The organism is Nostoc sp. FACHB-190 (assembly GCF_014696905.1).
Lineage (GTDB): Bacteria > Cyanobacteriota > Cyanobacteriia > Cyanobacteriales > Nostocaceae > Nostoc_B.
On sequence record NZ_JACJQW010000023.1, the window covers coordinates 111,000 to 131,251 of the forward strand.

At 41.6% G+C, this 20,252-nt stretch carries 13 protein-coding genes; 6 read left to right on the forward strand and 7 right to left on the reverse strand.

Features of this window, described 5'->3' with window-relative positions; genetic code table 11:
* Positions 1–77: 77 nt before the first annotated feature.
* Positions 78–3,005, reverse strand: coding sequence for a calcium-binding protein (locus H6G28_RS22860; RefSeq protein ID WP_190674416.1), 2,928 nt, complete (start codon positions 3,003–3,005; stop codon positions 78–80).
* Positions 3,006–3,354: 349 nt separating this feature from the next.
* Between H6G28_RS22860 and H6G28_RS22865 the strand changes: the two genes are divergently transcribed.
* The 4 genes from H6G28_RS22865 (at position 3,355) to hpsU (ending at position 7,304) form a co-directional block, all read left to right on the forward strand.
* The gene (locus H6G28_RS22865; protein ID WP_190591969.1) at positions 3,355–4,167 is read left to right on the forward strand and encodes a hypothetical protein; all 813 of its coding nucleotides are present in this window, start codon (positions 3,355–3,357) and stop codon (positions 4,165–4,167) included.
* A gap of 304 nt (positions 4,168–4,471) precedes the next feature.
* Positions 4,472–5,404 (forward strand): glycosyltransferase family 2 protein, encoded by a 933-nt coding sequence (locus tag H6G28_RS22870; protein WP_190674419.1) that lies wholly within the window; start codon positions 4,472–4,474, stop codon positions 5,402–5,404.
* A gap of 15 nt (positions 5,405–5,419) precedes the next feature.
* Positions 5,420–6,361: a glycosyltransferase family 2 protein gene (locus H6G28_RS22875; protein ID WP_190591967.1), complete on the forward strand. Its 942-nt coding sequence runs from the start codon at positions 5,420–5,422 to the stop codon at positions 6,359–6,361.
* Positions 6,362–6,713: 352 nt separating this feature from the next.
* Positions 6,714–7,304 carry a hormogonium polysaccharide biosynthesis acetyltransferase HpsU gene (gene hpsU / locus H6G28_RS22880; protein ID WP_190674423.1) on the forward strand — a complete coding sequence of 197 codons (591 nt, stop codon included), beginning with the start codon at positions 6,714–6,716 and terminating at the stop codon, positions 7,302–7,304.
* A 105-nt stretch (positions 7,305–7,409) separates the two neighbouring features.
* Here the strand turns inward: hpsU and H6G28_RS22885 are convergent, their stop codons facing one another.
* A complete protein-coding gene (locus H6G28_RS22885) occupies positions 7,410–12,278 on the reverse strand; it encodes a GAF domain-containing protein (protein WP_190674426.1) in 4,869 nt (1,622 codons plus the stop codon).
* A 273-nt stretch (positions 12,279–12,551) separates the two neighbouring features.
* On the opposite strand from H6G28_RS22885, the gene H6G28_RS22890 reads away from it, so the two are divergent.
* Positions 12,552–14,003 carry a sensor histidine kinase gene (locus H6G28_RS22890; protein ID WP_190674429.1) on the forward strand — a complete coding sequence of 484 codons (1,452 nt, stop codon included), beginning with the start codon at positions 12,552–12,554 and terminating at the stop codon, positions 14,001–14,003.
* A 454-nt stretch (positions 14,004–14,457) separates the two neighbouring features.
* Here H6G28_RS22890 and H6G28_RS22895 read toward each other — a convergent pair whose 3' ends face one another.
* From H6G28_RS22895 to H6G28_RS22910, 4 genes are all read right to left on the reverse strand, one after another.
* The gene (locus tag H6G28_RS22895; RefSeq protein WP_190591962.1) at positions 14,458–15,075 is read right to left on the reverse strand and encodes a hypothetical protein; all 618 of its coding nucleotides are present in this window, start codon (positions 15,073–15,075) and stop codon (positions 14,458–14,460) included.
* Positions 15,076–15,551: 476 nt separating this feature from the next.
* The gene (locus H6G28_RS22900; RefSeq protein ID WP_190674432.1) at positions 15,552–17,156 is read right to left on the reverse strand and encodes an ArnT family glycosyltransferase; all 1,605 of its coding nucleotides are present in this window, start codon (positions 17,154–17,156) and stop codon (positions 15,552–15,554) included.
* A 237-nt stretch (positions 17,157–17,393) separates the two neighbouring features.
* Positions 17,394–17,834, reverse strand: coding sequence for a hypothetical protein (locus tag H6G28_RS22905; RefSeq protein WP_190674435.1), 441 nt, complete (start codon positions 17,832–17,834; stop codon positions 17,394–17,396).
* Positions 17,835–18,263: 429 nt separating this feature from the next.
* The gene (locus tag H6G28_RS22910) at positions 18,264–19,118 is read right to left on the reverse strand and encodes a DUF72 domain-containing protein (RefSeq protein ID WP_190591958.1); all 855 of its coding nucleotides are present in this window, start codon (positions 19,116–19,118) and stop codon (positions 18,264–18,266) included.
* 212 nt (positions 19,119–19,330) lie between these two features.
* On the opposite strand from H6G28_RS22910, the gene H6G28_RS22915 reads away from it, so the two are divergent.
* Positions 19,331–19,495 carry a hypothetical protein gene (locus H6G28_RS22915; protein ID WP_190674438.1) on the forward strand — a complete coding sequence of 55 codons (165 nt, stop codon included), beginning with the start codon at positions 19,331–19,333 and terminating at the stop codon, positions 19,493–19,495.
* 199 nt (positions 19,496–19,694) lie between these two features.
* On the opposite strand, the gene H6G28_RS37440 is transcribed toward H6G28_RS22915, so the two are convergent.
* Positions 19,695–20,252 (reverse strand): calcium-binding protein (locus H6G28_RS37440; RefSeq protein ID WP_277883245.1); only part of this gene is annotated, 558 nt, incomplete at its 5' end.

Consider the following 20,252-nt stretch of genomic DNA (forward strand, 5'->3'; position numbering starts at 1 on the left):
AGAAACGCTATAAGTACAGCCTCACACTCTTACACCCATTCTTAACAGATAACCTTTGTACGTAAATCCTATCTCTGTTAAGCAATCACTAGAATGTCATCGGATGTCAGAGTTGGTGCGAGAGTGAGACTAGCAATTTGCTGTTGTGCCGTCACACCATTACCGTCAATATCAAAGAATAGTCCACCAGTAATACTGTTATAGATAAATCTCTGATTTGCGGTTGTTGCACCTGTACCTACAAAGAACTGAAGACTGGAAAGCACACCCAAGGATAGACCACCACCAAAACCAGAAGCAGAAACTGCGATCGTATCAGGGACAGAAGCAAAATCAGTGATGATATCTACACCTTCCCCAGGTTTTAAGAAGGTGAACTGATCATTGCCAATACCGCCAGTTAAAACATCTGCACCACTACCACCGATGAGATTATCGTTACCAGCACCACCTACTAATACATCATTACCCGCACCACCATTGAGAATGTTGTTAGCAGCATTACCAGTAATAGTGTCATTATTCGCAGTACCTGTAACATTCTCAAAGTTACTGACAGTGAAATTGAGGTTAGTAGTCGCACTACCAATCACCACATTATTTACTATCAAGCTATTTGTACCCAAGTTGGCGGTAATGGAGGTACTACCTGTTGCTGCTGAGGCATTAATAGTATCATTCAGCAAGTTAGATGCAACGATCGCTTCAATGCCATTTAACTGGTCAGTTCCTCCACCAGATTTGCTAACTGTACCTGTGGGGCCAAGAATAATGGACTGTCCTAATCCACTGTAGTTTACCGTGTCAGTACCGGCATCACCGTTGAGGGTATCATTACCATTACTACCGCGCAACACATCATTGCCAGCATCACCATTGAGAATATTATTACCGTTGTTACCAGTAATAATGTCATTATTCGCAGTACCAATGACATTCTCAAAGTTGTTGACAGTGAAGTTGAGGTTGGTAGTCACACCACCAATCAACACATTATTCACCGTCAAGCTATTTATACCCAAGTTGGCGGTAATACTGACACTACCCGTTGCTGTTGAGGAATTAATTGTATCGCCGAGTAAGGCAGAGGCTGTGATGGTTTCAATTCCGTTTAATTGGTCAATTCCTCCACCTGATTTGTTGACTGTACCTGTGGGGCCGAGAACGATAGTTTGTCCCAGCGCACTATAGTCTGTTGTATCAGTGCCTGCATCACCGTTGAGGGTATCATTACCGTTACTACCGCGCAACACATCATTACCCGCACCACCATTGAGAATGTTGTTAGCAGCATTACCAGTAATAGTGTCATTATTCGCAGTACCTGTAACATTCTCAAAGTTACTGACAGTGAAATTGAGATTAGTAGTCGCACTACCAATCACCACATTATTTACTATCAAGCTATTTGTACCCAAGTTGGCGGTAATGGAGGTACTACCTGTTGCTGCTGAGGCATTAATAGTATCATTCAGCAAGTTAGATGCAACGATCGCTTCAATGCCATTTAACTGGTCAGTTCCTCCACCAGATTTGTTGACTGTACCTGTGGGGCCAAGAATAATGGATTGCCCTAATCCACTGTAGTTTACCGTGTCAGTGCCTGCATCACCGTTGAGGGTATCATTACCATTACTACCGCGCAACACATCATTGCCAGCACCACCATTGAGAATATTATTACCGTTGTTACCAGTAATAATGTCATTATTCCCAGTACCTGTGACATTCTCAAAGTTGTTGACAGTAAAGTTGAGGTTGGTAGTCACACCACCAATCAACACATTATTCACTGTCAAACTATTTGTACCCAAGTTGGCGGTAATGCTGACGCTACCCGTTGCTGTTGAGGAATTAATTGTATCGCCGAGTAAGGCAGAGGCTGTGATGGTTTCAATTCCGTTTAATTGGTCAATTCCTCCACCTGATTTGCTGACTGTACCTGTGGGGCCGAGAACGATAGTTTGTCCCAGCGCACTATAGTCTGCTGTATCAGTTCCTACATCACCGTTGAGGGTATCATTACCGTTACTACCACCCAACACATCATTACCCGCACCACCATTGAGAATGTTATTGGCATTGTCACCAGTAATGCTGTCGTTTTGGTTTGTACCTCTGACATTCTCAAAACCACTGACTGTAAAAGTGAGGGTTCCCAAACCAGGAACATTATTTACAATCAGGGAATTGGTTAATAAATTAACAGTTATGGAAGTTGGCGCGGTAGCATCTGAAGCATCAATCCAGTCGTTGAGTGATGAGGTCGCAAAAATTCTCTCGACTTGAACTAGTTGATCTGTACCAAAGCCTACTCCTTTGCTAACAATCCCAGTAGATTTCAAGGTGATTGCTTGGCTTAAAGCACTGTAGTCGGCTGTATCAATGCCAGTCCCACCATTTAGCAAACTGCTACCACTGGCATCTAATACATAAAAGTAATCATTACCAGTACCACCAATCAGATTATCGCTGCCTGCATCATTAAATAAAGTGTCATCGCCGCTTTCGCCAAAGACAGTATCGTTACCGTCTCCACCAAGGAGGATATCATTGCCTTTGCCGCCAAACAGAAAGTCATTTTCACCTTCTCCCAATAACAGATCATTACCACCCAGTCCAAAAATATAATCACGGGTGGCTTTACCGATCAAAATGTCATTGCTTTCAGTACCAAGAATGATGTGAACTAGCTTACTTACTAAAGAGGCTGTATCAGAATTAGCAGCCGAAAATATTTTAAAGGCGATCGGGTCATTTGCGACATCAGGTGCAAATTTGAGTACAAACTCAGTTGCAGCGTCAATAGTAGTTTCAATAAGTTCAGCAGGTGGATTGGCTAACCGAGTTGCTTCTACAACATCTGTCTTACTGAATAAACCAGCGAAATCCGCAGCAGCTATCTTGCCTGAAACTAATTCTTGACTCAAGGTATTCAGGTCGAATACAAGCGAGGTTGTCAAGACCTGATCTTGATTAGTTACTAATTGCACAGGTGTAGTCATTGATTAGGATTTCCCTTGGTGAAATATGTCTTGAGATTTGACCTAAGACAAAAGACCTTAACAAATATAAATAAATCATTAAATTGCTTAATATGAACGTTTTCTGAAATACATTGAATATGAATTTTTTGTAAAGAAATGTAATGTAATCGCCAATTGCCATCAAAAACAGCTTCAAAGCCCCATACCTAGGGATGATAATTTTGAGTTTGTTTGTTGCAAATATCTTTTAAAAGATAAAATTAGCACCAGATTAATTTGTGCCAAAATTGGCAAAAGCCAAGACTCCCAACAAACCTTTGTGAAAAGTTAAATACCGCAAAGGACAGCAAACTCACAGGATATGCTTATGAAAACAGGGCTAAAACGGATTGAAGCGACTCTACATGATCTCGGAAATCGGGACAACGCCACAGTCGAAGCTGGAGATTCGCCCAAGCAGCCAGTATCTTTTAGAATTAGTGTTTCTAGCAAAGCTGCTACCCCAGATGTAGATATATCTGATGAGCCAAGTGTGACACCAGAACTCACAGAAAATTTAGAGATAAATTCTAACTATGACAGCACTGTTGAACCAGATTTATTTGCGGAACATCATTCTGTAGATACATTTTCTGCTCAAGAAACAGGTAATAAAACTCCCAGCCTACCCAAGTTTAAAACTCCTAGCTTTAGTAACCATCGCCACGGAGCTAACCCAGCCTTAGCTATGAATTTGCTGCAAGAAATTCAAATTCATGTAGCTGGTTGGCAACAAGAACTGCAAAATCTCCTGCAACAAATCCAAGACCTGTATTTAGAAGGGCCGATAGTCAACGGTTGGTTAGAGTCTAATCCCAAAGAACCAGAACAACCAGGAACCGCCACACTACGCCACGCGGAAGTTGACCGTCTGATGAACTATGTTGAAGAAATCTGCACAACTGGGAATAAAGACGCTTATCAATTTTCGCGCACAGGATATCGGCTGTGTGGTTTGGATGGATCGGGTAAAGTTTGGTCACGTCCCTGTCCACCAGATCAAGTACCGACAGTGAGTATGGCGATCGCACGGCATCAAAAACTCCGTCAATTATTAGCACGCAAACAATATCTCGAAACCCGTCTGAGTCAATTAGCTGAAACTCTCGTAGTTTTACACAGCCATATTCAACAAGCTTAAAGAATTAAAGACGAATTCCGAAGAAACGCGGTTGGTGGGTTGGAATTTTTTGTTATAGATTAGCACAGAGCAGGCGACCGTTGGATAGAAGACTGTAGTCTCAAATCCAAGGGTGACAACTTAAAAAAGAATACAGAATGCAGAATTCAGAATTCAGAAGCAATAAGTAATAGGTATAATCCTGCACTGATTGTTCAACCACTGAATCTTTGATGAGTGTGTGGTGTTTCACTGTGAATACAGTAACCATCCACCGCACTGCCTCCTCCTGAGTCCTGAATTCTCTGTTGTTAAACTTAATCCTATGTCAGACATCCAAATCTCTGCCATTATCTGTACTCACAATCGAGATACCTATTTAGGTGCGGCAATTGATAGCCTGTTGGCGCAGGACTTTGCTGGCGATTTTGAGGTGATAGTGGTAGATAACAACTCCAGCGATCGCACCCGCGAAGTTGTCGAACAAAGAGCCTGCAATGCCCGTTTAAAGTATATCTTTGAACCCACCACCGGCTTATCTGTTGCCCGGAACACTGGTGCTAAAGTTGCGCGTGCCGAAATTCTGGCTTATTTAGATGATGATGCGGTCGCCAGCGATCGCTGGTTGCAAGTATTGTATTCTGCCTATCAAAGCAACCCCAAACTAGCGATTGCTGGTGGCAAAGTCACACTTTTATGGCCGCCAACAGTTCAACCACCCAAATGGCTATCTTCTGGGTTAGCCGGCAATTTGGGAGCTTATGATCTAGGTGACAAAATAGTTTATATCGATCAACCGGGCTTAACCCCTAGAGGCTTAAATTATTCTATCCGACAGAGCTTTTTGGCAGAAATTGGTGGTTTTGACCCCCATCTTGGTCGAGTCGGCAAAAACTTGTTATCTAATGAAGAATTGCAAATGACCGAATTTGCACTCCAGCATGGCTGGCAAGTGGCCTATCTGCCAGAAGCTTTAGTAGCGCATAACGTTGCACCCGAACGGCTCAATCGCTCTTGGTTTTTGAATCGCGGCTGGTGGCAAGGTATCAGTGAATGCTACCGAGAACAACTTGCAGGCAAAACAGGGAGCCGTCAATTATTACGCGGTAGTGAGCGTTTGATTCGGGGTTTATATAAATCATTACAGTATTTTTCTGACCCAGCAGAACGCTTCGACAAACTTGTGTATACATATTGTCAAATAGGTTATTTAAATGCTGCTATTCAGGGTCTGCTGTCTACATCCCATAAAAAATAACAAATAACAACATATATGTCCTCTAAAATTCCCGTCTCAGTCTTAATTCCTGCCAAAAACGAAGAAGCCAATTTACCGGCTTGTTTGACCAGTCTCCAAAGAGCAGATGAAATCTTTATTGTTGATTCTCAAAGCACTGATAAAAGCTTAGAAATTGCTAATAGTTACGGTGCGAATGTTGTACAGTTTCACTTCAATGGACGCTGGCCGAAAAAGAAAAATTGGTCTTTAGATAGCTTACCTTTCCGTAACGAATGGGTACTAATTGTTGATTGCGATGAACGCATTACTCCCGAATTATGGGATGAAATTGCTCAAGCAATTCAAAATGAAGAATATAGCGGTTATTATCTCAATCGCCGCGTATTTTTCTTAGGTCAATGGATTCGTCATGGTGGGAAATATCCTGATTGGAATTTGCGTTTGTTTAAACACAAAGCTGGTCGTTACGAAAACCTCAATACTGAAGATATCCCTAATACTGGTGATAACGAAGTTCACGAACATGTGATTTTACAAGGGCAAGTGGGATATCTCAACAATGATATGCTCCATGAAGACTTTCGTGATTTGTTCCACTGGCTAGAAAGACACAACCGCTATTCTAATTGGGAAGCGAGAGTTTATTACAATCTGCTGACTGGTCTAGGTGACACAGGTACAATTGGCGCTAACTTATTTGGTGATGCCGTTCAACGTAAACGTTTTCTCAAGAAAGTCTGGGTACATTTACCTTTTAAACCAATTTTACGGTTTATTTTGTTCTATATTATTCAGCGTGGTTTTTTAGATGGCAGAGCTGGATATATTTATGGCCGCCTACTCAGTCAATATGAATATCAAATTGGCGTGAAACTGTATGAATTACGCAGTTGTGGCGGTAAATTAAATACAGCCAATACTGCTAAATCTGCGCCGCCATCTCTCCCCCAAAAAATTGAGCAAACGGCAGTTTAGGAAGTATGGATTGAAGGAGGCAGTGGTTCGGCTACGCTCACCAACCAGAGGTATAACTAGCATTCGTGCTTTCTCAATGTCCTAATTTATACTCCGACTGCTTTATTTAGACGTGAGAGACTGGGTAGTATGATTTTCCCAGTCTCTTTTGTTTATTGACGAATGAACGCCGTGTGCGACTTTTTCTCAAACCTAACCCCCAACCCCTTTCCTACGTTCGCGCAGCGTGTCGCAGACAGGGAAGGGGAGCAAAACTCAAAGCCTCTCTCCGTTTCGGGGAGAGGTTTGGAGAGGGGTTACAAAAATAAGTTGCACATCGCGTGAATGACGAATAGCAAATAACCAATGACACATGACAAATAACCAATCCTTTGTAGATTTACGCAAGTATGACCAATCCTGGTTTGACCGTGGTCGTCCAGGCTGGTATGTTTTGTTGTGGTGGTTTGTACAGGCGATCGCCTTTCCCTTAACTCCACATCCTTTTAATGGTTTGCGTTGCTTTTTGCTGCGACTATTCGGGGCGCGTATTGGTCAAGGTGTATTAATTCGACCCACAGCCCGCTTCACGTATCCGTGGAAAGTTACCATTGGTGACTACAGTTGGATTGGTGATGATGTAGTTTTATACAGCTTGGATAAAATTAATATCGGTGAACACTGTGTGATTTCCCAAAAAACCTACTTATGTACGGGTAGCCACGACATCCAAGATCCGGCTTTTGGGTTAAAAACAGCACCAATTACTATTAATAACGGGGTATGGATTACAGCCGATTGTTTTGTTGGCCCTGGAGTCGAAATTGGTGCAAATGCTGTAATTGGCGCTCGTAGTACTGTATTTGCTAATATGCCCCCTGGACAAGTTTGTTGGGGTAGCCCTTGTAAACCACAGTATGCGCGGTTGAAAAATTCAGCCAATTCATCAGAACGTTTGGATTAACAAAATTAGCCCCTTATCTCCCTTATCTTCCCTGTCTCCCTTGTCCCCCTGATCAACAACCCACATTTATCATCCCCATACCCTACATAATTAGTTATTGACCTACTAGATCACCTCTTCGTCTGTGAAAAACTTTTTAATCAAGGTTGCTAGTTGCTTGAGTTTGACAGGTTTGCAGAGGTAGTCGTTAGCACCTGCGGCTAAACAGCGATCGCGATCGCCACTCATAGCCAGGGCTGTCAGGGCAATAATGGGAGTATTGACAAACTCAGGATTTTGGCGAATTTGTCGAATTGCTTCTAAACCGTCGATTCCTGGCATTTGAATATCCATCAAAATTAAGTCAGGACGGTGTGCTATTGTCAAGTCAATTGCTTCTTGACCGTTATTAGCCAGCACAATGCGATACCCCTTGGCTTCGAGGTAGCTAGAAACTGTACTAATATTGGCTTCGTTATCTTCTACCAGCAAGATGAGGGGGGTAAGACTTGGTGATTCATTGGTGTTGCAGCAGCAAGCTTCTGGAGTATTAATTACTTGATAATTGGTGATGAGTTCCGGTGCAAGATCAGCACTAGGATGACAGGGTAGATCGACTGTAAAACAACTACCCACGCCTAATTCACTCGTCAGTCCCACCCGGCCACCGTGAAGTTCGACAATTTGTTTGACTAATGCCAGCCCTAAACCTGTACCTGTATATTGCCGATTTAAGGCGCTGTCAATCTGCACAAAAGGCTGAAAGAGTTTCTGGATATTTTCTGGTGAAATCCCAATGCCGGTATCTTGGATGGCGAAGTGCAAGAAGTGTTGCATGGTTGCATCGCTAGTTGATATCGGGGAGGAAATTTGCGTTACTGCCAAGGTGATGCGTCCGCCATCGGGAGTAAATTTGACGGCGTTGTTCAACAGATTCAACAACACTTGACGAATCCGCCGTTCATCTACCAGTATTTCTGGGAGATTCATTGGCAATTTTAGTTCAACTTGAATTTGCTTGCGTAATGCCTGCTGTTTGATAAATGCCAGACTGGATTGGCACAGATGATTCACGGAAGTCCAGAGGTAGTCAAGTTTGATCTGACCGGCTTCAATTTTGGACAAGTCTAAAATATCGTTGATTAACTCTAGTAAATGGGAACCACTGCGCTCAATGGTTTGTAATGCTTTGAGTTGTTGCTCATTGATAATTCCAAACACTTCCTCTTGTAGCCCTTCCGTCATTCCCAAAATGGCATTGAGGGGAGTGCGGAGTTCATGACTCATGTTGGCTAAAAATTCATCTTTGAGACGGGTAGCGCGAGCTAGTTCTTCGTTAGAAATTGCTAGTTTTTGATTGCTTTCGGTGAGTTTTGCCTCTGCTTGCTGGCGTTCGGCGAGTTCTAGTTGTAATTGTTGAAATAAACTTGCTTGCTGAATGGCGATCGCTAACTGATTGGCAATTTGTTGGAGAACTTGTGCTTCTGAATCTTTCCAGACACGTTTTTCTTGGCAAGCATGAACAACTAAAACGCCCCAGAGTTTGTTATTTGCCCAAGGAGTTACCCAGCGATGATCTTCGCTGTCTCGCACTTCTTGAAGAATTGGTGCGACGATTTTGGACTGAATTTGACCTGTCTGGGAGTATTCTACTAGGCACTTTGTCCAGATATCTTGCATAACATCACAGACAATGCGCGGTTTGCCTTGCCAATAATAATCAAGGATTTCTTGAGACCAAGTTTCATTTTCCCAGTGTTGGTCTTTGAGTCTAGGCAATCCCTCAGATATAGCTTCTTCGACAATTTGGCTCTTACCGTTAGCAAACAGCCGGAAGACGATCACACGATCGCAATGTAATACCTCTTTTACTTGTTGAGTTACCGTTGCGAGGATTTCGTGAATATCTAATGACTCACGAATTTTTTGGACGATAATTTCTAGGGTTTCTTGTCGTCGCAGTTGCAAGGCAATTTTCGCTTCGGCTCGTTGGCGGACTAACAATTCTGCCTGAATTTTTTCGTAGAGATTGGCTTGTTGAATGGCGATCGCTAACTGGTAGGATAATTCTTGGGTAAACTCAATCTCCGACTGTCGCCAAGAGCGAGTTTTGCCACATTGATGAATACACAACAAACCCCACAATTCATCACCACAAAGTAACGGCATCACCAAATTACTCCGCACTTGAAACTCAGCCAAAATATCGCTGTGACAAGAACTCATTCCTCTTTTGTAAATATCATCAACCGCAAAAAATCGGCCTTTGGCATAAAGGGAGGAATAATTTTTGCCAAAGCAGTGATCATGTATGGGAATGGCGACAACTGAATTAAAACGCTCACCTACTGATTCCGCCACAAATTCGCCGTCATCAAAGTTGGAGTCAGGATAAAACTTGAAAATACCCACCCGATCAGCTTGAATTACTTGGCGAATTTCCTGACAAGCAGTGTTAAAAATCGTTTGTAAGTCTAATGATTCACGAATCCTTTGGGAAATTTCTCGCAGTAGTTTTTCCCGTTGTATTTGGAGATAAATTGTTTTTTCGGTTTGTTTACGAGCGGTAATATCTCGAAAAATACCTTGTGTGGCGATCGGCAGTCCATTTTGCCATTGACAATTCACATTCCCCTCAACAATAATTTCTCTGCCGGCTTTGGTGAGAAATCTGGTTTCGATACCTAAACACAAAGTGCCTGCAAACAAGCTGTGCATTGCTGTTTGGCAATGTACCAATTCATCGGGATGAATGACTTGGAAAATTGATAACTGCTCCAAGTCGCTATCGTCATATCCCAAAGCTTCCTTCCATGCCCGATTTACAAATAAAATTCGCCCATCCGGGGCAATGCTTTGAATTAAATCGGTGGCGTTGTCAAAGAAATCTCGTAATTGTGCTTCTCGCGCCTGGAGTTCTTGGGTGCGCTGTGCAATTTTCTGCTCTAAGTCTTGGTTCAAACGTTGTAGTGCTTGATTGGCGGCTTTGCGCTGTAATTCTGCGGCGGCTCTGGCTGCAAATACTTGGAGAATTGGGATGGCTTCAGTATATTGATTGTCCTGTATGGGTTGTAAATCTAAAATACACAGAGTGCCAATGCTATTACCTTCATTATCTTTGAGGGCAATTCCCAGATAACTGTCTGCTTGCATATTTACTAAGTCTAAATCGTCAGGGAAAAAAGCTTGGACTTGGTTTTGGCAGTAAAATTCCCCGTTATTCAAAGCATATTCGCAAGGAGTTAGAGCCATAGGGTAGGAAATTGGTGGTTGCAAGGCTCCATTTGCCCAAAAGCCCAAGGTATGTAGTTGATTGTCGAGTTTCTCCGTAACAAGCACATAGGAGACATTTAAAGCTTCGGCAATGTGGCTGACTAAGGCGGGAAAAAATTCCTCACCAGTGACGGCGGCTGTACCTTCAACCAATTTTTGTAAAGTCAATTCAATGCGTTGTCGATCGCGCAGTTCATCTTGGAGTTTTTGGTGAGTTGTAGCTTGCTGAAGTGCGATCGCTAAATGCACTGATAACATTTGTAGCAGTTCAATTTCTTCTGGTTGCCACTCACGGGGGTGTTGACTTTCAGTTGCATTTAGTAAACCCCATAATTGCTGACCGCACAACAGTGGCACTAAAATTTTGGCTCTTGTTTGCAGGCGTATCAGCATCTGGCGGTGACAATCAGATAATGGTGTTGTGTAGATATCTGAGACAACACGAATTTTTCCCTGGCGATAACTATCTGTGTTATGTAGCGAAAAGCAGGGGTCATGAATTTGTTCACCCACCAGTGATAGTGTTGAGTTGGTAGATTCGGCCACCACCGTCATTTGCCCATCTAGATGAAATTGCCAAATATTAACGCGATCGCAGCCTAATAAATGCCGCACCTTTTCGACTGTGGTGTTTAAAATAGTTTGCAAACTCAGAGAAGAGCGAATTTGGACGGCGATTTCTGCAATTAAATTTTCCTGGCTGATTTTGGCTTGGAGGGTGCTTGTCTGTAAGTCAACTTGTTGTTCTCGTTCCACAGTGTGACTTTCTAAGGTAGCCAGATGTTCGGCTTCTAATTGCACCACCCTTTTTTCTAGTATTCCTGCTAACTTGTATAGTTCTAAGGGGTTGAGTGCTTGTAGCAGATTGCTTTGGGTAACAATTCCCAAGAGTTCACCTTGTTTGCCAATGACTGCCAATCTTCTAATAAAGCGTTGTTCCATGATTTGCTGCACCACCAACAAGGAATCATGGGGTTTGACTGTAAATACTGGTGAACTCATGACTATCTGAGCTAGGCAATGTTTCAAGTTCAAGCCCAAGGCTTGAAACTGTACAATGTCACGCTCGGTAATAATTCCCAGAGGAAATTGCAGTGGTTGAATTTCGTTACCACCAGTGTCTACAATCATTACCGAACTAATGCGATGTTTAGCCAACAGTTGAGCGATCGCTAACATTGAACTATCAGCAGAGGCAGTAATTACCTCAGTAATCATCACCTCCGACACCAAACGCAACCGCAACAAATCCACCGGACGACAGGCATAGCTGAGACTTTCATGGGTTAATAGCCCTACCACCTGCTCCTGCTCATTCAAAATAGGTATATGGCGGATATGGTACTGCTGGAGCAAATTCACCGCCGAAAATAAATCTGTCAAATCAGATTCATACAGGGTGACGACTGGAGAAATCATCACTTCCTGAATTACCAAATTTGCCAAAGAATGCTGTTCTGCACTCAACCGCACAACATCTCTTTCTGTGAAGATCCCGATTAAGCTGCCATCTTCTACTACTAATACGCAACTGGAGCGTGCTTCTAAATAAACTTTATCAAGTTGCTCACCCAAACGCGGAGTAGCATCACAAATATTGCGAATACCACTCATTTGGTTAATCACTTCCGTTACCAGTGTCGCTGGTGTCACGATGAGCGGATGGGGAACGATCGCAGATTTCAGTTCTGATGCCGTGAAAGATGTTGTTTGGTTAAGCATTCATGTATTGAGCAAGGAATTGATGCTTTATTGTTCCCATTACCATGTAGTTTTATCTATGGGATTTTTCGGGCTTTTCATTTTCGTCAAACACATTCTCTTCCTATAACCTGTAACCTATTCCCTATAAAATGCAATGTAAAATTTTCCTAAGTGACGGGGAAATCGCGCCTATCTTGTTCGGTTATACGACTGTCTGTTGTACACAAATGACTATAACCTCTTAAGTAGTAGTCAAAATTTAGTCGCTCTTCAACCAAGGGGTGAAAACCTGTGTACGAATGGATCTTGCCAAGTCTGAGTGAAGTTTTAGCCGACAGTCAATCAACTATGGCTGAATGTTCACCAGCCAAGGCAGAGCGACAGTGGCGGATGAGTTTAGCCGCAACAGAACATTTATTAATCGAGAGTTTAGCAATCACTTCATCGGCTACACCAGCACTAGTATTAGCCGCACCAGCACCTTTATTTAGTCAACCAATCTTAACTCAAAACATCCAGACGGTGACTTTCACAGCCAAGCCCTTTAACCCCTTGGCTTTGATGCCGTTTCAAATGCCTACCACAACCACGGTAGCCCAAGAACATTCTTTTCAAGAAGCAGTACTGCCGATACTACCTGCTGATCCCTTAGTTTCCGAGCAGTTTTGCTTGGTATTTACAGAGAAATTCCGATTAGTCTTGGTTTTGGCAGAATGCAAAAATGGCAACAAAAGATTTTCATTTTCCTTTGAACCCCAAATAGTTCACCAAGCATGGCGAGCCATAGGGGCGCGGGTGATGCTGACTAATCCTGATTTTTGCGCGGAACTTGATGGGTTAGTACAGCAATATTCCCCAGTCGCGCCGGATTATCGCGTTGCGATGCAATTTAGTCAGTTGCTACTTCAAGAATTGCCAGAACCAGAAGTTGCGAAAGAGTCGGAAACCGCAAGCAATATACCTCATTCCCAACCTTCAATTCCCAATACCCAACATCCAGTTCCCGATGTTGAATTGCTGCAAGCCTTTGCTCATGAGGTTCGCACTCCCTTAACTACCATTCGCACCATGACACGTCTGCTACTCAAGCGGCGTGACTTACCTGCGGCTGTGGTTAACCGCTTAGAAATTATTGATCATGAGTGTACTGAGCAAATTGATCGGATGGAGTTGCTGTTTAAGGCGGCAGAATTAGAAACTTGTACTGCTACAAAAGTGGCTAATACTCATCTTACGCCAATGTCGCTGCATCAAGTTCTGCAACAGAGTATTCCCCGTTGGCAACAAGCTGCATCTCGACGCAACCTCACCTTAGAAGTGGTGGTTCCCCAACAATTGCCTACAGTAGTCAGTAATCCGACAATGTTAGATCGGGTACTGACGGGATTAATGGAGAATTTTACCCGTAGCTTACCTGCTGGGAGCCATATTCAAGTACAAGTTATTCCCGCCGGCGATCAACTCAAGCTGCAATTGTCACCGCAACTCCAATGCCAAAATTCAGAAACGCCAGATACATTTGTTACACCACCAATTCGGAAAGCTCTGGGGCAATTACTGATGTTTCAACCAGAAACAGGGACAATTAGTTTGAATTTAAATGCTACTAAACACTTGTTCCAAGCGATTGGCGGTAAGCTGATTGTGCGTCAAAGACCTCAATATGGCGAAGTTTTAACAATTTTCTTACCTCTAGAAGTTAGCCATCAGCAAAAGTTAGAAGTGAGAAAAAATTGTGGATAAATTAGGCAGGCGATCGCACCATTTGCTCTACATCAATGCTTTTAGTAAACAATAAATTCTTGTATAGAAGTTTAAAAATGGTAAATTAACTACAGGAAAATGTTGGGTTACACTGCATTCTACCCAACCTACAAAAGATGGTGATTGTAATTTAATGTAGGCTTTATTGCTGAGAAACTTTTGTGTATCAATAAATTTATGTTGGGTTGCTCAAAATAATACCATTTTGGATTTTAGATTTTGGATTGGGTAAGGGTTGATCGGTAAGCTTTTGAGTCATCCATTTGTCGCATTCTTTTTTCAAATTGGTATAAATTAATATCACTGGTTTTCCCTAAAATTCCTACACAGAAATCGACAATATCTTCACCACCTGGTAGCACAATAAATTGATTCTTGAGGGTGTGTATTAGCAGCGATATCAGTCACGATATCGCCGTTGATTTATCTAATGTCAATCATTTGGGGCGTTAGGAATTTGGACATCAATATCTGCTTGAGTTAAATTCGGAACATTCCAAGTTACTTGTTCCGGCTTGAGAACTTCGACTAATGCAGGTGGAACATCAAATTGAAGTTGTTGCGTAGTGGGATTGATTCTAGCAATGAGTTGTGCGCCATCAACAAGCTTCAAAATCGCTGGTTCTCCTGCTGGTACATTTAACCCTGTAACTTGAGCATCATTTGGTAAATAAACAGCATCACAGTCCCAGTCTTCATCAGTAGTTTGGCGATTTCCTAAATAGTAGAGACTGTTAGGAATTGCATCTTCTGGTTTACGAGTATAAATCGCCAATGGTTTTCCTGTTTCGTTTCGACAACTAGCCCAATCTTCGGAAGTTTCTAGAGTTTGTTTTTGTAATTGTAGTGCCGCAATTTTTTGCTGTAATTCTTCTGCGGTATAACCAGCTTGTTCTGGGTTATTTTGAGCCATTAATAAACTATTGAGATTCTGCACTACTACCGGATAGTCTGGACTAATTTTTGACATTTTATCTGCCCAAGAAGGTTGAGCGACGAAAAAATTCACGAAAAATAACACAGTAACCAGCAGCATTTTCCAGGCTTTCATTGACTTCCTCCTTGTTAGAAGCATCCTGTTGTATATATAAAAATTTGCTTTTAAGGCGATGAACACTAGTACATCTTCAAAATATTCATTTTGACTAGTAAAATCAAACACTCTTTTTTTTTAATCTCATAAATAAAAGTGATTAAATATTAGAAAATTATCAAAATTTTATTTCCAGCAAAACCCAAAACTATGTAGAGACGTTATTATGACTTACGCAAAAAAACGAAAAAATAAGGTTTTAGTAAAGGGTGCAGGGGTATGAGAGTGTAAGGGTGTAAGTATTCAAAACCCTTACACCCCATACCCTTTCACCCCCACACCCAATTGTGGTGCGTAAGTCCTGGTTATATATAACGTCTCTATATGTTAAAAAAATCGGGCTTATGAACACCACTCAATCTCACATTCAGTTGAAATCAAGAATAAAATGTGACTATTTCCCTGTTACCTATCACCTGTAACTTGTCACCTCTTTACTTCACTTGAATTAACTGATAATTCTGTACTGTCCCAACAACGCGATGAGGACGAGATAAATCTGGAGAATTTTTTAAATATATCCAAGCGTAGCTAGAAGCTGGTATTTGGTGAATTGTATCTACAGTGTTTCCGTGAATGGGGGTGTAGAAGTTTAAGAGTACAGTATTTTTGCCATCTAGTTTGACAAAGTAAATGGGCTTAGTTTGCAAAATAGATGCGATCGCAGGGTTATGAAAAAATTTTCTCAAGGCTGGATTATAATCACCAATTAACCCCAAACTACCAGCCACCGCTAAAGCTAACCAACAGGGAATCAACCACCCAGCTAACCAATAACTTGCTGTCAAAAACTTGTAATTGTAGTGGTGACGAGCAATCCACACACTTGGTAAAGTCCAGCAGCTTAATCCCACTATTAAACCCAGGGGTGCATACTTGCTAATCTCTGTATTACCCCAATAAAAAACATATATGCCTGCGAATAAAAGTAAAATACCTAATCCACCCAAGCCATAACTTAAGTTGCGGGGAAGATTGTTAGATGGCTGTGTTTTCTCGTAAATTTTACTCAACCAATCTAAACCCAATGCGGCTAATAAAGCGATGAATGGATAAAGGCTAAGACTATAGTGAGATAATCGCGTTGAGAAAAGACTGAGTTCGGTAAATAAAACTATCGGAAAGCCAACTAATAATAAATGATAATTAGAAATAGGACGATGACAGGCAATAAATAAACCTAAAACACTGAAAAAAAACCAAGGAAATGATTTTAAAGGCACATTCCAAAAGTAAAATATGATGCCATTTCCGGCTCGTTCTTCAGAACCTAGTTGAAGAACAAACTGTAATAAAGCATTTAAACTATCACTACCATAACGCTGCCAACTCAACCACAGCCAGATGAAAGTGGGGATGCAACCTAATATTAAACCTAAATATAAAACCGGACTAGAAAGATGGCGATGACGACGATTTGCACCAATCAGATAAGGAAATAATGCCATTGCTGGCAATAAGATCATAAAACTCCTGACGAAGAAGCCCAAACCTAAACATAAACCTGCCACAAATCGCCAAATAGCCGCATATTTTAGTTTTATTTCAGCTTTAAGTAATGAAAAAATCGCCAATAAAACTAAAAAAATCATCGACACATCAGGTGCGCCTAATCGGCAATATTGGAACCACAAAAATTCTACGCTTAAAATAGCAGCAGCTAACCAAGCTACTTTTTGATTTAAAATAATTTTGCCGATTTCATAGATGAGAAATAAGCACAAAACTCCTGCGATCGCACTGGGAATCCTGGTACTAACTTCACTCATCCCAAATATTGTATAAGCACTAGCAATCATCCAATAAAAACCAGGAGTTTTATGATGTACAGTACCCCAAGGTGCTATCCAATCGCCAGAATCAAACATCCGACGCGCCCGCCAAGCATACAGCCCCTCATCATGTGCCATCAAACTATTCTGCCCAGAGGTAAATAATAATAAAGGCAGTAGCCAAATTAATAAGCTGAGATAAGGAAATGCGGCAGATAAGCGAAATTGTTGCCAAATAGACTGCAACCGAGGTAACTTATACAACATTAATTCTGAAAAATAGAGTCTAGTGGCTAGGTAAGAAAGTTATTTATGCCAGTTTAGCTTGGTCAGTAAAATATTGTTAGCAGGATTTACGCACAAAGATTGTCTGTCAAGAATGGGTGAAAGGGGGTGGGGTGTAAGGTTTTTAGATACATACACCCATAAACCCCTTCACCCTCTTCCCAACCCTTGATTTTTCGTTTTTATGTGTAACTCCTATAAGTCAAGTATGACTTTGGTTTAGCTTGCTTGCTGTCGGACATATTGTCCATTTAACCCTGCTTGTATCCAACTCAAGCATTCATACTCGGAATTGAATAATTTTGGGGCGGCAATATTATTCAATAACTCTGGTGGATAATGATCGTAGAAATATTTACCGTTTTGTTGAAAGATGATAATCAGGTTGTTACGGAAAATATAGCGCAACTTAAAACAATCTTGTTGACTGATAAATTCTAAATTTTTGTCAAGATGTTCTTTGGCAATATCAATAATATTATTAATGCTATTACCGTAGATGCTTGATGGATTTTCTGTTTTATGAAATCTACTTCTATTGCCAATTTCTGACAACAGCTTGTAGGAATAGATTTCGTAAGCATCAGCTTTACCGTAAACAAACGGAATGATGAGATATCCTTGATATGAAATTGATTTTTCATAAAGAAGACGACTCATCTGAACCTCCTTTGATGAAACTACTTATCAATAATTGCCCTAATCACAATCCACATAAAAAATCAAGCCATTTCTGTTAGCTATTTTTAAGCATTGTTAATATCCTCTTGGCAAATTTAACCAGGGATATATAATCTCCTTTTTAAAAAAGAGAACGACTTTAGCTTTATTAAAAATGTCTTGCAATAACTATTATTACTCTTTTTGAAGTGAGTATGAGTTGAATATGTTCAGGACTTACGCACAAAGATTATCTGTGGAGATTGGGTGTAAGGGTGAAAGGGTTTAGGGTGTCAGGATTTTGAATCAGTACACACGCCACTGGCTACCCTATACCTCTGAACCCTTGCCAAAACCCTTGATTTTTTGTTTTGATGCGTAAGTCCTAATGTTATGAAAGCAAAAAATTAGAGAAATTTCCCACAAAGCTTACCACAAACTTAGCTGACTTGGTGGATTTTCTAGTTGATTCCAAGGTAAAGGCGAAACTGGGACACCGCTTTGTTCTAATAGCTGTTGAAAGTGACGGGCGTTGTGTGGCGATCGCTCTTCTAGTGGACAATGGACAAAAAAGTAGATTTTTGTTCCTGCTTGCAACCATTGTTGAATCTGCGTCACCCATTCTGCCATAAACTGCTGATTCTCAGATAATGTGGGATGGGAAATGAACCGAACCAGGCTAAAAGGCGCAGTTACACTGAATTGTACAGGCAATTTGGGTTTGCGTCGTTCTGATTGTAGCTGGGGGTCATCTTCGCCATTGTAAATTGGACGTGAATCTAACAACACTCTTCCGACACCGAGACTTTCTAGCAACGCTGTTAATTGACTGCTGTAAGGTTCTTTAAACCAGTCTAAATGTCTCACTTCTAAAGCTAGAGGTACAGTTTTTCTCGGCCAAGCTTCTAGAAAAGCAGTTAAATCATCAATTAATTTCCCTGGATAACTGGGAGGTAACTGCACAAACATCGGCCCCAAGCGTTTCCCTAAAGGCTGCATTCCTTCTAAAAATTTCAAAGCTGCGGGAATATGGGGTTGGAGTAAACCTTTATGGGTGATATCGCGCGGTAATTTCAGGCAAAATTCAAAACCTAGAGGTGTTTCTGCCGCCCAACGACTCACAGTTTCTTGGTTAGGCACAGCATAAAAAGTAGTGTTGCCTTCAACCGTAGTGAAGCGACGACTGTAAACTCGCAGAAACTCCGTAGCACGAGTACTTGGGGGATAAAATTCACCCACCCAACCTTTATACGCCCAAACTGCACAACCAATAAAAAAGTTCACTGACTAGCCTTGAGTGTTCTTACTTAATTTTAGCCTGAAGGTGTCGGGATTCTAGAGGCAGGAAGAAAGGTCTTATTGTTCTAGCACCAGCATGTTTGAAAGCAATTATTACAGGGCTTACCCACCAAGATTGTCTATGAAAATTGGGTGTAAGGGTGTGAGGGTGTGTGGCGTAAGGGTTTTAGATACATACACACGCCACTTGGCTCAAGTTGGGAAACCCGCCCACGCCAGCAGGTGTAGCAGGTGTAGGTTGGGTGGAGGAACGGAACCCAACATTCTCAAGACCTGTTGAGTTACGCTATCGCTACACCCAACCTTACTATTCTGCTGTTGCCAATTTTGACATATTACTAGCTTTTACCTTGGTTTTCTGAACGTTCATTCTCGATATTTTGGTCTATCTACATAAAAAATCAGGTGAGGATTACACACCTGATTTTCCAATTTCATACTGATTCTTCACGTATAGAGCAAGACAGATTTAAGCCTGAAAGTTCTCATGAATTCTGTTTGTCAATTATGCTCCTACTCGGCTGTATTTTCCATGAAGAATATTCGTACTCATCAGCAACATTATGCCGAAACAACGATGTCAGTATAAGTAATCAAAGGATTTGCGCTGAGGGTAGCAATATGTACGGCTGCCTGAGAACCTGTACCATCAATGTCAAAGAATAGGTTTCCATTCGCTGAATTATAGATAAATCTATCAGAAGCATCAGCCGCAACTGTACCTAGCACAAATTGTGCGGATGTAATTGTTGCATCTGCTACTAAACCACCACCAAAACCAGAGGCAGAAACATAAATTTTGTCACCTTGGCTGCTCAGAAAATCAGTAATAGTATCAATTCCTTGATTAGCAGCACTAAAGGTAAATTGGTCTGCTCCATTGCCACCTGTCAGCGTATCATTGCCTAAACCTCCAACTAAAATATCGTTACCATCACCACCATACAAGGCATCATTACCCGCTTCACCAAACAATTGGTCGTTACCAGCACCACCAAATAACCCAGCATCGTCAGAACCACTGCTATCAGGTGTGGAGTAAGATTGAAAGCCAGTGTCATCACCAGCACCACCACGCAGGATATCATCGCCGTCGCCACCTTCTATCCGGTCGCGTCC

What these genes read in the sequence shown, in the direction of transcription:
- H6G28_RS22865 (WP_190591969.1), top strand. Translation starts at nt 3,355, where the DNA reads ATGAAAACAGGGCTAAAACGGATTGAAGCGACTCTACATGATCTCGGA.
- H6G28_RS22895 (WP_190591962.1), bottom strand. Translation starts at nt 15,075, where the DNA reads ATGAAAGCCTGGAAAATGCTGCTGGTTACTGTGTTATTTTTCGTGAAT.
- H6G28_RS22860 (WP_190674416.1), bottom strand. Translation starts at nt 3,005, where the DNA reads ATGACTACACCTGTGCAATTAGTAACTAATCAAGATCAGGTCTTGACA.
- H6G28_RS22885 (WP_190674426.1), bottom strand. Translation starts at nt 12,278, where the DNA reads ATGCTTAACCAAACAACATCTTTCACGGCATCAGAACTGAAATCTGCG.
- H6G28_RS22875 (WP_190591967.1), top strand. Translation starts at nt 5,420, where the DNA reads ATGTCCTCTAAAATTCCCGTCTCAGTCTTAATTCCTGCCAAAAACGAA.
- H6G28_RS22900 (WP_190674432.1), bottom strand. Translation starts at nt 17,156, where the DNA reads ATGTTGTATAAGTTACCTCGGTTGCAGTCTATTTGGCAACAATTTCGC.
- H6G28_RS22905 (WP_190674435.1), bottom strand. Translation starts at nt 17,834, where the DNA reads ATGAGTCGTCTTCTTTATGAAAAATCAATTTCATATCAAGGATATCTC.
- H6G28_RS22870 (WP_190674419.1), top strand. Translation starts at nt 4,472, where the DNA reads ATGTCAGACATCCAAATCTCTGCCATTATCTGTACTCACAATCGAGAT.
- hpsU (WP_190674423.1), top strand. Translation starts at nt 6,714, where the DNA reads ATGACAAATAACCAATCCTTTGTAGATTTACGCAAGTATGACCAATCC.